At 41.8% G+C, this 13,649-nt stretch carries 11 protein-coding genes and 1 tRNA gene; 3 read left to right on the forward strand and 9 right to left on the reverse strand.

Annotation, left to right across the window (positions count from 1 at the left end; genetic code table 11):
- Positions 1–32 precede the first annotated feature (32 nt).
- Positions 33–653, forward strand: coding sequence for an AhpA/YtjB family protein (locus tag NFU46_RS07080; protein ID WP_054560826.1), 621 nt, complete (start codon positions 33–35; stop codon positions 651–653).
- On the opposite strand, the gene NFU46_RS07085 is transcribed toward NFU46_RS07080, so the two are convergent.
- The 4 genes from NFU46_RS07085 to prfC all read right to left on the reverse strand — a co-directional run bounded on the left by NFU46_RS07085 (position 620) and on the right by prfC (position 5,874).
- Positions 620–1,393 carry a TatD family hydrolase gene (locus NFU46_RS07085; RefSeq protein ID WP_251600872.1) on the reverse strand — a complete coding sequence of 258 codons (774 nt, stop codon included), beginning with the start codon at positions 1,391–1,393 and terminating at the stop codon, positions 620–622. The genes NFU46_RS07080 and NFU46_RS07085 overlap by 34 nt on opposite strands.
- The gene (pdxH, locus tag NFU46_RS07090) at positions 1,394–2,032 is read right to left on the reverse strand and encodes a pyridoxamine 5'-phosphate oxidase (protein ID WP_251600874.1); all 639 of its coding nucleotides are present in this window, start codon (positions 2,030–2,032) and stop codon (positions 1,394–1,396) included.
- A 454-nt stretch (positions 2,033–2,486) separates the two neighbouring features.
- Positions 2,487–4,229, reverse strand: coding sequence for an arginine--tRNA ligase (gene argS / locus NFU46_RS07095; protein ID WP_138599630.1), 1,743 nt, complete (start codon positions 4,227–4,229; stop codon positions 2,487–2,489).
- 61 nt (positions 4,230–4,290) lie between these two features.
- Positions 4,291–5,874: a peptide chain release factor 3 gene (prfC, locus tag NFU46_RS07100; RefSeq protein ID WP_251600876.1), complete on the reverse strand. Its 1,584-nt coding sequence runs from the start codon at positions 5,872–5,874 to the stop codon at positions 4,291–4,293.
- 251 nt (positions 5,875–6,125) lie between these two features.
- On the opposite strand from prfC, the gene NFU46_RS07105 reads away from it, so the two are divergent.
- Entirely contained in the window at positions 6,126–8,780 is a 2,655-nt protein-coding gene (locus NFU46_RS07105; RefSeq protein ID WP_251600878.1) for a hybrid sensor histidine kinase/response regulator, read from the forward strand.
- Here the strand turns inward: NFU46_RS07105 and rimI are convergent.
- The 4 genes from rimI to NFU46_RS07125 all read right to left on the reverse strand — a co-directional run bounded on the left by rimI (position 8,777) and on the right by NFU46_RS07125 (position 10,935).
- The gene (gene rimI / locus NFU46_RS07110; RefSeq protein WP_251600880.1) at positions 8,777–9,223 is read right to left on the reverse strand and encodes a ribosomal protein S18-alanine N-acetyltransferase; all 447 of its coding nucleotides are present in this window, start codon (positions 9,221–9,223) and stop codon (positions 8,777–8,779) included. The two genes, NFU46_RS07105 and rimI, sit on opposite strands and share 4 nt — an antisense overlap.
- Entirely contained in the window at positions 9,210–9,512 is a 303-nt protein-coding gene (locus NFU46_RS07115) for a hypothetical protein (protein WP_251600882.1), read from the reverse strand. The genes rimI and NFU46_RS07115 overlap by 14 nt, the downstream gene beginning before the upstream one ends.
- A 68-nt stretch (positions 9,513–9,580) precedes the next feature.
- Positions 9,581–9,657: transfer RNA gene (locus tag NFU46_RS07120), tRNA-Trp, on the reverse strand.
- A gap of 165 nt (positions 9,658–9,822) precedes the next feature.
- A complete protein-coding gene (locus tag NFU46_RS07125; RefSeq protein WP_251600884.1) occupies positions 9,823–10,935 on the reverse strand; it encodes an S-(hydroxymethyl)glutathione dehydrogenase/class III alcohol dehydrogenase in 1,113 nt (370 codons plus the stop codon).
- 100 nt (positions 10,936–11,035) lie between these two features.
- Here NFU46_RS07125 and NFU46_RS07130 point away from each other — a divergent pair, with 100 nt between their 5' ends.
- Positions 11,036–11,902, forward strand: coding sequence for a LysR family transcriptional regulator (locus tag NFU46_RS07130; RefSeq protein ID WP_251600886.1), 867 nt, complete (start codon positions 11,036–11,038; stop codon positions 11,900–11,902).
- Positions 11,903–12,038: 136 nt separating this feature from the next.
- On the opposite strand, the gene guaA is transcribed toward NFU46_RS07130, so the two are convergent.
- Positions 12,039–13,616: a glutamine-hydrolyzing GMP synthase gene (gene guaA / locus NFU46_RS07135; protein ID WP_175080299.1), complete on the reverse strand. Its 1,578-nt coding sequence runs from the start codon at positions 13,614–13,616 to the stop codon at positions 12,039–12,041.
- Positions 13,617–13,649: the final 33 nt, after the last annotated feature.

Genomic DNA, 13,649 nt, shown 5'->3' on the forward strand with positions numbered 1-13,649 from the left:
TTTAAAAGCTGTCAGTAACGTATACGGTGACTATGAAAAATAACCAACTTAAAATTCCCTTTTCAGCCACTTATCGCCAACGTGTTGTGCGCTTAAGCTTGGCTGCAGCCTGTTTTGTGCTGTTAAGTTGGGTTGCCATGAATAGTAGCTTTCAAAGCCACCAATTACTTTATGATAGCGCTGATAGTACAGCGATAAGCTTAACCAAGTTTATGGCATTAAATGCAAAAACCCCACTGCAAGAAAAAAACAAACCAGAGTTAAATGCGTTGTGTAATCATATTGCTGAAGATGAGTATGTGTTAGCGGCAACGATTTACGATCAACAAGGTATTCAAATTGCGGCCAGCGATAATTGGCAAAGCCACCACACTTTTGGTTTATTACCCGATTCAACGCCGGGTATCAGCAAGCTTAAAACCCCATTTGTAGAACCTGTGATAAGTGATGATGAAAGGCCAATTGGCTTTGTGTCGATTACCTATTTAACGCAGGCATCTATTGCGACCAGTCACAGTAGTTTTCATGATTTAGGTCGCCAAGTGTTATTAATGTTAGTGATCACCTGTATTTTTACTTGGCAACTAGGACGCGGCTTAAAACACTGGCAAATCAACCGTTACATCAAAAAAAGCGCAGAGCAAGAATCATAAAGTTCAGCAGCCAATTGCTGCTTTGCATCACCTGTCGCGCCTTTAAGCTCACATAGATGAGCAAACACATCGCGCACCTTTAGTGGTGTATTAATCTGCCCTTGAAAACCAGCTAGCGGCATTGATGGCGAGTCGGTTTCAAGCACTAAATACTGGGGTTCAATTGTACTTATAACTTTACGAGTTTTAGCAGCGCGCGGGTAACTAATCACGCCCCCAACACCAAGCTTAAACCCTTGTCTAATATAACTCTGAGCTTGTTGCTCTGAACCTGAAAAGGCATGAATAACACCTCCATACTTTGGCTTGCAGCGCTTAAATGAGCGAGCAATTAAGTCATGGCTTTGTCTATGATGTACAATGATTGGTAAAGCGAGTTGGTTGGCAAGCTCTATCTGCCCTTCAAAAAGCTGCGTTTGTTTATCAAGGTTGTCGATGCTGCGATCAAGTCCGCACTCACCGATCGCAATAAACTGGCCTGAATTGGCTTTTGCTAATTGCTCTAGTTCAGCGAGATGATGAGTTTGGTGATCAGATAATAAATAAGGATGTAAGCCTAAAGCAACTGAAATACTTGGCTCTGATTTAGCAAAAGAGAATAGTTTTGTAGATTGTGCCAAGCTCACTCCCGGCACAATAAAATGCTCAATCCCTACTTGCTTGCATGCTTTGATGAGCTCTGTGCGAGTCTCATCAAATTCGCTAAAATCAAGGTGGCAGTGGGAATCGATAAAACGCATTTACGGATTTAAACGACCAAACTGCCAACTACCGTCGGCTTGGCGTTGATACATAAAGCGGTCGTGTAAGCGGTGTGCTCCGCCTTGCCAAAATTCGATTTTAGTAGGCTCAACACAATAGCCTCCCCAAAAATCAGGCAGTGGAATTTCACCCTCAGAAAACTTTTGCTTCATTTTCGCAAATGTTTCCATTAGCACCTTACGCGATGACACAGGACGGCTTTGCTGAGATGCCCATGCAGCTAACTGGCTTTCTTTGGGACGCGATAAAAAGTACTTAGCCACAGCCGTTGTTGGTAATGGTTTAGCTTCACCATAGACAATGACTTGTCGCTCCATGTGGTGCCACGGAAAGTGCAGAGAAATTTTGTTATTACCTTTAAGCTCTTGCGCCTTGCGCGAGCCAGTATTGGTAAAAAACACAAAGCCATTTTCATCAAGATGCTTTAACAGCACAATACGCTGCGAAGGCTGACCATGCTCATCAACCGTTGCGACGACCATCGCCGTAGGATCAGGCAAATTAGTGGCAACAGCTTGCTCAAGCCATTTTTCAAACTGCTTGATTGGAGACGCTTCAAGCATGTCTTCAGATAAACCATCCTGTAAATATTCACGGCGAATATCTTCAAGTTTCATAAAATTCCCTCTATCGCTACTATCAGCTATCAGCTATCAGCTATCAGCTATCAGCTATCAGCTATCAGCTATCAGCTATCAGCTATCAGCTATCAGCTATCAGCTATCAGCTATCAGCTATCAGCTATCAGCTAAAGATTAATCAAGGTTATTGAGCTGTCAATTTTGTTGGGTTTCGCTACGCTCTACCCAACCTACGAAGCTAGGTTCTAGGTTCGATGCTCTAGGTTCTACAAGCTACTCCCCTAGCGCCTAGAGTCTAGGGCCTTCGATTTATGTTGGGTTTTGCTACGCTCTACCCAACCTACGAAGCTATAAGCTCTTAAACTTTCTGCAAGTGTAGGAGTGCTGACAAGGCGAAGTGCTTTTTTATACCAAGGAGCATACGTGTTTTGTATGTGACTTCGGTTAAAAAAGCACGACAACGTAGTCAAAGCGAACTACACGAAGCAGATTACATTTGCTCCATGACTTCGATACCTAAAAGATCCAACCCTGATTTCAGTGTCTTCGCAACCAAATTACACAGTACTAAACGGCTGTCACGAACACTTGGCTCTACGCCTTCTTTTAGAACTGGGCATGCTTCGTAGAACGTCATGTATAGGCTTGCTAGTTCGTATAGGTATCCACATAATACGTGCGGTGTCGCTTCGCTGATCATTAGATCAAGTACTTCTTCTAACTGAAGCAGTTTAAGTGCCAGCGCTTTTTCTTGTGGCTCGTTGATTGCAACATCTGCTGTTAATGACGCTGCATCGATACCTGATTTACGGAAAATACTGCGAACACGTGTATATGCATATTGTAAGTAAGGCGCTGTCGCACCTTCAAAGCTCAGCATAGTGTCCCAGTTGAAGATATAGTCGCTAGTACGATGCTTAGAGAGATCCGCATATTTCACTGCGCCAATACCTACTTTGCGGGCAATTTCGCTACGCTCTTCGTCGCTTAAATCTGACTCACGCTCAGCAAGCTTAGCTGCGGCACGAGTGATAGACTCTTCAAGTAAGTCAGCAAGTTTAACGGTACCGCCAGTACGAGTTTTGAATGGCTTACCATCTTCACCCATCATGGTGCCGAATGGGCAGAATTCATAACTTGTTTCATCACGTAATAAACCTGCTTTACGTGCTGTTAGCTCAACTTGATTGAAGTGTAAGCTTTGACGTGCATCTACAAAGATTAAGATGCGATCCGCACCCAGTTTATTTGAGCGGTAATCACAAGCAGCTAAGTCAGTTGTCGCATATAAGAAACCACCACCTGATTTCTGTACTATAAACACTGAAGGCTCGCCGTCTTTGTTAGCAAGCTCGTCTAAGAACACCACTTGCGCACCGTCAGACTCAACGGCAATGTTTTTGTCTTTTAACAGTGCGATGATGTTTGCAAGTTCGCTGTTGTAAGCACTTTCGGCCATGATGTCATCTTGCGTAAGTGTTACGTTTAGACGCTTATAAACTTCTTCAGAGTGCTTTACAGAAGTGGCAATGAATAACTTCCACAACTTTTCGCAGTGTGCGTCGCCGCTTTGTAATTTAACAACGTAATTACGGGCTTTGTCGGCAAACCCTTCTTCATCATCAAAGCGTTTTTTCGCATCACGGTAGAAGGTTTCAAGATCGGCCAGCGCTACAGACTCTAAATCTACACCTTGATTGATTTGATCTTCTAAGTGCGCGATTAACATACCAAACTGAGTACCCCAGTCACCCATGTGGTTTTGACGAACAACTTCATCACCACGGAACTCAAGAGCACGAACAACTGCATCACCAATGATGGTTGAACGTAAGTGGCCTACGTGCATTTCTTTAGCAAGGTTAGGTGATGAGTAATCAACAACCACTTTTTGCGCTGTTGCATGAGGCGCAACGGCTAGCTTTTCGTCTTCGTTTGCTGCTTTTAAGCTAGCTGATAAAAACTCAGGCTTTAGGTGAATATTGATAAAACCAGGGCCCGCGATTTCAGTTTTTTCAGCGATATCTGCAAGGTCTAGGTTATCGATAATTTTTTGTGCAAGTTCACGCGGGTTTGATTTTAATTTTTTAGCCGCGCCCATTGCGCCATTGATTTGGTAATCACCAAACTGTGGACGTGTGCTTTGTGTTACCGCTGGATTAGTGTCTTCAGGTAACCCGGCTGCAACCATAGCAGCAATTGCTTTGTCGATTAAAAGAGTACGAATATTCATTGTAATTTTTACCTTTATGGCCCGCTGTACGGGCACTTAAATTTGAAGCAGACTTAGCGTATTAGTTTTCGCGCGTATGGTTAAACTTGATATCTGGATAGCGTTCCATCGACAAGTTTAGGTTTACACGGCTTGGCGCGATATAAGTAAGGTTATCGCCGCCATCAAGCGCTAAGTTGCTTTCGCACTTACGCTTAAACTCTTCAAGCTTTTTGGTATCGTCTGAGCTTACCCAACGTGCAGTGTTAACACTCACACCTTCGTAAATCGCATCAACGTTGTATTCTGCTTTTAAGCGCGCAACAACCACATCAAACTGTAGTACACCGACCGCACCTACGATAAGGTCGTTATTGATAAGCGGTCTAAATACTTGCACAGCACCTTCTTCAGATAGCTGAACTAAGCCTTTTAATAATTGCTTTTGTTTTAATGGATCTTTTAAGCGAATACGACGGAATAATTCTGGCGCGAAGTTAGGAATACCACCAAACTTCATTTTTTCACCTTGCGTGAAGGTATCACCAATTTGAATTGTACCGTGGTTATGTAAACCAATGATGTCACCTGCGTAAGCATCTTGCGCTCGCTCACGGTCACCGGCCATGAAGGTTACCGCATCAGAAATACTCACTTGCTTACCAATACGCACATGGTTCATCTTCATACCTTGGCTATATTTGCCAGATACAATACGCATAAAGGCGATACGGTCACGGTGTTTAGGGTCCATGTTCGCTTGGATTTTAAATACGAAACCAGAGAAGTTATCTTCAGTTGCCGTAACTTGGCGGTCTTCTGTTTCACGTGGTAATGGCGCAGGAGCCCACTCAGTTAAGCCATCAAGAACATGGTCAACACCAAAGTTACCAAGTGCTGTACCAAAGTAGACTGGTGATAATTCGCCAGCTAAGAACAGATCTAAATCAAACTCGTGCGATGCACCAATGACAAGCTCTAGCTCTTCACGAAGCTGCTCAGCAAGTTCGCTACCAATCGCAGTATCAAGCTCAGGGTTATCTAAACCTTTGATAACGCGCACTTCTTGAATTGTGTGGCCTTGACCTGTGCTATACAAAATCGTTTCTTCACGGTGAATGTGGTAAACACCTTTAAACTCTTTACCACAACCAATAGGCCAAGTTACCGGCGCACAGGCAATGTTTAGCTCAGTTTCAACTTCATCTAATAACTCCATTGGGTCACGAATATCACGGTCACACTTATTCATAAAAGTTACGATAGGTGTGGTACGTAAGCGTGTTACTTCCATTAATTTACGAGTACGATCCTCAACACCTTTCGCTGCGTCGATGACCATTAGACATGAGTCAACCGCAGTCAGTGTACGGTAAGTATCTTCAGAGAAGTCTTCGTGTCCTGGAGTATCAAGTAAGTTAACTAGACGCTCGTTGTAAGGAAATTGCATAACAGACGTAGTTACCGAGATACCACGTTCTTTTTCCATTTCCATCCAGTCTGATTTTGCGTGCTGGTTTGAGCCACGACCCTTTACGGTACCCGCTTTTTGAATCGCTTGTCCGAATAACAGAACTTTTTCTGTAATAGTGGTTTTACCCGCATCCGGGTGCGAGATGATCGCAAAGGTGCGTCGTTTATTAATTTCGGTAGTTAAATTAGACATGTAAGCTGCTTTTAGTCATAACAAAGCGCACTTAACTGCCTTATAAATTATAAAGCTCGGTGCGCACTGTAAAAATAAAATAGAATTGCCGAGCATTATACCTTGTTTGTCTTAGCCAAAAAAGCAGCGATTGTAAGTAATTATTCACCTTTCGTTGAGGATTTTCGTTGTTCACTTTTTTGCTAAGCTTGTGTAATCAAGTTGTAACGCATACTATTGATAAATTGCACGGAGGGATATCAATTTAGGTCATGAAAACCAGTAAGCTCAGTATTCGATTATTATGGTATATCACACCATTAGTGATCTTACCTTTGTTGTTTTTAGGTGGCTTTACGTTAACCAATGTGACCAATTCAACAAAAAAACAAGCTGAGCTGATTGTCAGTCGCTTTGTTGAGCAACAGCAGCAAAAAATCTTCAATTACATTGACTCATTTCACTCGATTACCCGCTTGCTTTCGACCTCCCCTGTATTGGCAGACTTTTTAGCCCGCGAACCTGAATCAAAAAATCAATACATTGAACGCCTTGGCGAATTAATGAATGTATTTGCAAGTTATTCAGAAGCTTACCCTGATATAGTAAGCATTAACTATGTTGCCCCAGACGGTAAAAGCGATGCATTTTATTCAAGCCAATTAACCCCTGCGCCGAAAAGTTACCCGTTTTTTGATCAAGTACTGCAATCAAATTTGCGCCAACAGCAATTTATGATCTCCAAAGAAGATGGCTCAACTAGCCTGTACTTTGTGCATCCAATTTATAATATCGATTACTACTTAAAACAGCCGCAGCAACTTGGGTTTATTGTTGTTCATGTTGAACCATCGATATTAAATGCCAGTATTTTAGAAGCGCCATTTAATAACACTCTAAATTTGTTTTTGACCACTAAAGGGCAAATTTTATTTAGCTCGGACTATGACCTACGCGGCAGTTACCTAAGTGAATACGAGCTTGAACAAATTAAGAGTTTGGCCGATTACGGCAAACTAGCCAGTATTGAGCTGTCGAGTATCGATAAAGAAGAGCGCATCATCTACGCGGTACAAATGACCGACGGTGATTATTTTATCTCTACCACTCCCAAAGATTTGCTATATCAGTCTGGTAAAGCCATCAGTTTAATTACTGCATTAATTGTTATTATTTCAGTAATTTCACTGCCTATTTTGATCTACATTGTGGTGCGCAACTTACTACTTACCCCAGTCGAATTATTAGGGGCTGCAAGTCATCGAGTTGGGGATGGTGACTTATCTGTATACCTACCCGCCCATACAAACGATGAAGTAGGTGTGCTTTTCAACGATTTCAATCACATGGTGAACCAAATTCGTCATTACCAAGACGAGCTTGAAGAATATAAACATCACCTAGAAGAAAAAGTAGAGAGTCGTACTAAAGCCCTCGAAGCAATGAATAGCAAGCTAGAAGTAGCAATTGCCCAAGCTGAGCAAGCAAACCAACTGAAAAGCCGCTTTTTAGCGAATATGAGTCATGAAATTCGTACTCCACTTACCGCAATTATGGGCTTCACAGAGCAACTTCTGCACAACAAAGATGCGGTGAATGATGAGCAGCATTTAAGCACTATTTTACGTAACTCTAAGCACTTGCTTGAGCTCATCAATAACATTCTTGATTTATCAAAAATTGAAGCTGAAAAACTCGCCGTTGAGCGCGGGCCATGTAATGTAGTGCAGCTTATTCATGATATTGATTCGATTATTCGACCACAGGCTAATGAGAAGCAACTGGCGTTTAATATCAACTACAAGCTACCAATACCCAAAACTATTAATAGCGATACCACACGTTTAAAACAAATCTTGATCAATATTGCCAGTAATGCAGTTAAGTTCACTGAGAAAGGCAGTATCTCGATTGATATTAGTTACAACAGCGAAAAACAACATTTACAATTTGCGATTCAAGATACCGGTATCGGTATGTCTGAGCGCGAAGTTGAGCGGGTATTTAAACCGTTTGAGCAAGCCGATGCGACGACAACTCGCCGCTTTGGTGGTACGGGTCTTGGCTTGTGTATATCGAAGAACTTAGCCCAGTTATTGGGTGGTGATGTACAGCTTATTAGTGAACCTGGAAACGGCAGTTGTTTTACCATACAAGTTGCTGCTCATTTAAATGCCGAGCAGTTACAAAATGAAGGCTTTATTCATAGCTATGAGCAGCTCTCACCAAGTAAAGACGTTCAGCTGTCATTCGCAGCGAATAGCTTTGATGCCAATATTCTGGTAGCCGAAGATAACCCAGATAACCAGTTACTGATCAAACTACTGTTACAAACTTGGGGGCTTGAGCCTGACATCGCCAAAAATGGGGCTGAAGCAGTAGAAATGGCATTGGTAAATGATTATCAGCTGATCATCATGGATATGCAGATGCCTGTCATGGGCGGCTTAGAAGCAACGCAAATGCTACGTCACGCAGCCTATGATGGCCCTATCATTGCGCTTACAGCCAATGTAATGAAAACCGATGTTGACACCTACATTGAAGCGGGCTGTGATGAAGCACTCGCCAAACCAATCGACAAAGATGCTCTAGAGCAAGTGCTTGTAAGCTACTTACACATTGAAAAAGACAGTCAAAACAAGTGGGAAAACTTACTAAAAAGTGAAAAGTTCCAACAAATTAACGACAACTATCGCTCAAAACTACCTGATTATTTAAGCCAAGTCGTGCAGTTGTATCGCGCTAAAGAATGGGAAGCACTCCGGTCATTGGCGCACAGCTTAAAAGGCAGTGCGGGGTGTTTTAGTTTTGAAGCTATTCACAAGACTGCAGGTCAGCTTGAAAATGCGCTACGCAGTAATCAAACTGATCAGGTAGAGCAATGCTACGATGCACTTATCAATGCCCTTGAAGAAGCATCTTAAAGGGAAAAGCTCATCCCCATTAAAATAGCGTCTTCGTTGCCTGTCGCGGTTGGATAGTAGTTCTTGCGCACCGACATATGTGAAAAACCAGCGCTTTCATACAAGCCAATAGCAGGAGCATTCGACTCACGCACTTCTAAAAATAGGTTTTCAGCTTGATGCTGTTCGCCGTGCTCAATAAATGCATTTAACAACTGCTTAGCAATGCCCTGCCCTTGGTACTTCGGCGCAACACAAATATCCATTAAAGTGTAATCTGGGCCCGCTTGTTCACCGATATAAAAACCTAGCATCTCATCGCCTTGAAAAGCAGCCTGGTTAAAGTAACGCCCAGCTAAACACGACAGCATGGTTTTCTCTGTCCACGGGTGACTATGGCAGGCGTTTTCGATAGCCATTAACTGGCTAATATAGGTTGCATCGACAGGTTTAAAGCTTATCAAGTTGTTCACCGATTAAAGACCAAAGTTGTTTTTTCTGTTCGCCATCCAGCTTATCGCTCGGTAAGCCTAAGCAGCCCTCTTGCCAGCTAATACTTGCTGTTTTAACGATTTGGGTAATTACTAACGGCGCAAATGCCTTTTCGAGGTCTTGGTGAAACTGTAACGGTAACGTCAGTGTTTCTTGTTGAGTGTTTGGTATCTGTTCGCCAGAAGTATCAGGCGCAGTTCGATAGTGTTGATTCAACTCTAAAGATTGTACAGAGAATATCGCAGCGTAACTTGGATTCATAACAACTCAATCATGATTAAGAGCAAGTAATATAGGGAGATTTGCGATTAAAGTAAAGAAAGAAGAAATGGCAGGGGCGGAGAGATTCGAACTCCCAACCGTCGGTTTTGGAGACCGCTGTTCTACCAATTGGAACTACGCCCCTGCAATGACGACGAATTATATAGAGCTTTTTTCAAAGGTAAAGTAAAAAAACACAGTTTTTAGTTTAACTGCTTCTTAAATAAACAAAACGGCGAATTAGCAAGCTAATTCGCCTTATAATAATAAACTAATCTCGGGTTAAATTATTAACTTAACCATGTTCATATTAATAATGAATGATAGATCGTATCGATTTACCTTCTTTCATAAGAGTGAAGGCCTCATTGATATCTTCTAGCTGCATATTATGAGTAACAATAGGGTCAATTATTATGTCACCATTCATATAGTCATCCACCATGCCTGGTAACTCAGTGCGCCCTTTAACACCACCAAAAGCAGTACCCATCCAATGACGACCTGTAACTAACTGAAATGGTCTTGTTGAGACTTCTTCACCCTCACCAGCAACCCCAACAATAACACTCTTTCCCCATCCCTTATGAGTACACTCTAACGCTGAGCGCATAATATCTGTTCTACCAATACACTCAAAAGAATAATCAACACCTCCATCTGTCATATCAACAATTACCTGTTCAATGGGCTTATCAAAATCATTAGGATTAATAAACTCTGTCCCTCCGAACTCTTTCGCTTTTTCTAATTTATAGTCATTAATATCAATACAAATTATTCGCGATGCTTTTGCTTTAGCAGCCCCTTGCACAACAGATAAGCCAATAAACCCCATCCCAAAAACAGCCACAGTTGCGCCTTCTTCCACTTTAGCCGTGTTTTGGACTGCTCCAATACCTGTTGTTACCCCACAACCCAATAAACATACTTTATCAAGCGGTGCCTCTTTATTAACTTTAGCTAAAGATATTTCAGCAACTACTGAGTACTCTGAAAATGTAGATGTACCCATATAATGATAAATAGGCTTTCCTTTATAACTAAAGCGTGTTGTGCCATCTGGCATTAAACCTCTACCTTGAGTTTCTCGCACCGCTTGGCAAAGATTCGTTTTTCCTGATTTGCAATATTTACATTTTCCACATTCAGGAATGTAAAGTGGGATCACATGATCTCCCGGCTTTACACTCGTAACACCTTTACCGACTGCTTCTACGATAGAGCCTCCCTCATGACCAAGAACACACGGGAACACACCTTCGGGATCAGCACCTGAGAGTGTAAAATAGTCAGTATGGCAAACACCCGTTGCTATATTTCTAATTAAAACTTCACCCTCTTTAGGTCCTTCTAAATCCAGTTCAACAATTTCCAGTGGTTTATTTGGCTCAAAAGCAACTGCTGCTCGTGTTTTCATCATGTCATACCTCCAATTAAGTAATTAGAAGCATTGTATTGGTTTCCATATAGATTTAAATATACAATATAAGAACAAATAAACTCCATATGGAAACAATGTAATGAATAAACACTTAGATGATCTATTGGTTTTTTGCGAAGTAATGCGCCACAAAAGCTATACAAAAGCGTCTGAGTCTATACGTGTTTCTAAAAGTCATGTAAGTAAAGCAATAGTACGTTTAGAAGATAACCTAGGAGCCCAATTATTTGAGCGAGGCCCACGACGTGTTATTCCTTCACTAGCTGCTGAGGACTTGTATAGGCAAATTGATGATAATTTAAATAATATTAATCGTTCTCTTAACGAAATACGCTCTTCACAATCTATCCCAAAAGGTCGCTTGAGGATCACAGCGGCAGGCGAATATGGCGAGAAGGTCATTACACAAAAATGCATTGAATTTACTAAAATGTATCCCGAAGTCGATTTTGATATTATTTTCTCAAATGAAATTTTAGATCTGGCTGAGCACCACATAGATGTTGCAATTAGAACTGGTATTTTGCCAGACTCAAACTTAATTGCTCGGCCTATTGGCTTTCGTAGCATCAAGACGGTTTGTTCTGCAAATTACGCCCAGCTCCACTCACTGCCTAACACACCAAATGATTTAAAGTCACATAACTGCTTAATTGGTTCCACTGATGAATGGGTATTTCAAGATGGTAAAAATATAGAATACATGAAGGTATGGGGGAAATGGCAAAGCAATAACGGAAACTCTTTAGTTTTAGCAACTTTATCAGGTTTAGGGATTTCACAATTGCCTGATATATATACACGCTCGTACATCGAAGAGGGCCGTCTTGTTGAATGTTTAACAGAGTTTCAAACAACTAAAAGCCCCATCTGGGCTGTGTTTCAAAAGAAAAGCGCGAACTCACTTTTAGTAAGAAAATTTATTGATACTTTATTATCAAAATAGCAGCGTTATAAAACCATATCATTTCAAAAGTATAAAATTTCATGGCTCATCCGCTTTTGTTAAAAAATGCCAGTCAGTAAAACTGACTGGCATTTAATTTCTTGGCTGAAGGCTTTTTAGCTATGTATAGCTAGCCCTATTCCCACTCGATTGTTGCCGGTGGCTTACCTGAAATATCGTAAACAACACGTGAGATACCATCGATTTCGTTGATGATACGGTTAGAAACCACACCTAAGAACTCATAAGGTAAGTGTGACCAACGTGCCGTCATAAAGTCGATTGTTTCTACACAACGTAGCGATACAACCCAGTCGTATTTACGCGCATCACCCATTACACCTACCGATTTAACTGGTAAGAATACAGTGAAGGCTTGACTTACTTTGTGATAAAGCTCTGCTTTGTGTAGCTCTTCAATGAAGATAGCATCTGCGCGACGTAGTAAGTCACAGTACTCTTTCTTGATTTCACCAAGTACACGAACACCTAGACCAGGCCCCGGGAATGGGTGACGGTAAAGCATGTCGTATGGTAGACCAAGCTCAAGACCAATTTTACGTACTTCATCTTTGAATAGCTCACGTAACGGCTCAACAAGACCCATTTCCATATCGTCTGGTAAACCACCTACGTTGTGGTGAGACTTGATTACGTGTGCTTTACCTGTTGCTGATGCAGCAGACTCGATTACGTCTGGGTAGATAGTACCTTGACCTAACCATTTAGCACTTTTCAGCTTTTTAGCTTGCTCGTCAAAAACTTTAATGAAGGTATGACCAATCGCTTTACGCTTATCTTCTGGGTCATGTTTACCAGCAAGATCTGCTAAGAATTGATCTTCAGCATCTACTTTAACAATGTTTAGGCCAAACTTATTGCCGAACATGTCCATAACTTGCTGACCTTCGTTTAAACGAAGAAGACCGTTATCAACGAATACACACGTTAGCTTGTCGCCGATTGCACGGTGAATAAGCATGGCAACAACAGATGAATCAACACCACCTGATAAACCTAAGATAACTTCGTCATCACCTACAGTTTCCTTAATACGATCAATAGCATCGTCGATGATTTTAGCTGGTGTCCATAGCTTTTCACAGCCACAGATATCAATCGCGAAGCGCTCAAGTAAACGTAAACCTTGGTGAGTATGAGTTACTTCTGGGTGGAACTGTACGCCGTAAAAACGTTTTTCTTCCCAAGACATTGCTGCATGTGGACATGTTGAAGTTTTAGCAGTTGTTTTGAAAGTCTCTGGTACTTCCATCACTTTATCGCCGTGGCTCATCCAAACGTCTAGTACGCCTGCACCGCCGTCAGTAATGTGGTCTTCGATAGCATCGAATAACGCACAGTTACCTACTTTTTCAACTTGCGCATAACCAAACTCTTTCTTATCAGAGCTGTGTACGCTACCACCTAGTTGCGTTGCCATTGTTTGCATGCCGTAACAGATACCAAGTACTGGAACGCCTGCGTTAAATACATACTCAGGAGCACGTGGGCTGTTTTCAAGTGTTGTAGACTCAGGGCCACCCGACAAAATAATACCTTGTGGATTAAATTCGCGGATTTGCTCTTCAGTTACATCCCATGCCCATAGCTCACAGTAAACACCAATCTCACGTATACGACGTGCGATTAACTGTGTGTATTGCGAACCAAAATCTAAAATGAGAATTCGTGAATCGTGAATGTCTTTGCTCATGGAGTATCTCGTTAGTCAGGAACTGCTCTCCCA

The sequence above is a fragment of the Pseudoalteromonas sp. NCCP-2140 genome, from assembly GCF_023708065.1.
Classification (GTDB): domain Bacteria; phylum Pseudomonadota; class Gammaproteobacteria; order Enterobacterales; family Alteromonadaceae; genus Pseudoalteromonas.

Excerpts from the sequence above, each read along its gene's own strand:
- NFU46_RS07080 (WP_054560826.1), top strand. The coding sequence starts at position 33 with ATGAAAAATAACCAACTTAAAATTCCCTTTTCAGCCACTTATCGCCAA.
- NFU46_RS07085 (WP_251600872.1), bottom strand. The coding sequence starts at position 1,393 with ATGCGTTTTATCGATTCCCACTGCCACCTTGATTTTAGCGAATTTGAT.
- pdxH (WP_251600874.1), bottom strand. The coding sequence starts at position 2,032 with ATGAAACTTGAAGATATTCGCCGTGAATATTTACAGGATGGTTTATCT.
- argS (WP_138599630.1), bottom strand. The coding sequence starts at position 4,229 with ATGAATATTCGTACTCTTTTAATCGACAAAGCAATTGCTGCTATGGTT.
- prfC (WP_251600876.1), bottom strand. The coding sequence starts at position 5,874 with ATGTCTAATTTAACTACCGAAATTAATAAACGACGCACCTTTGCGATC.
- NFU46_RS07105 (WP_251600878.1), top strand. The coding sequence starts at position 6,126 with ATGAAAACCAGTAAGCTCAGTATTCGATTATTATGGTATATCACACCA.
- NFU46_RS07115 (WP_251600882.1), bottom strand. The coding sequence starts at position 9,512 with ATGAATCCAAGTTACGCTGCGATATTCTCTGTACAATCTTTAGAGTTG.
- NFU46_RS07125 (WP_251600884.1), bottom strand. The coding sequence starts at position 10,935 with ATGATGAAAACACGAGCAGCAGTTGCTTTTGAGCCAAATAAACCACTG.
- NFU46_RS07130 (WP_251600886.1), top strand. The coding sequence starts at position 11,036 with ATGAATAAACACTTAGATGATCTATTGGTTTTTTGCGAAGTAATGCGC.
- guaA (WP_175080299.1), bottom strand. The coding sequence starts at position 13,616 with ATGAGCAAAGACATTCACGATTCACGAATTCTCATTTTAGATTTTGGT.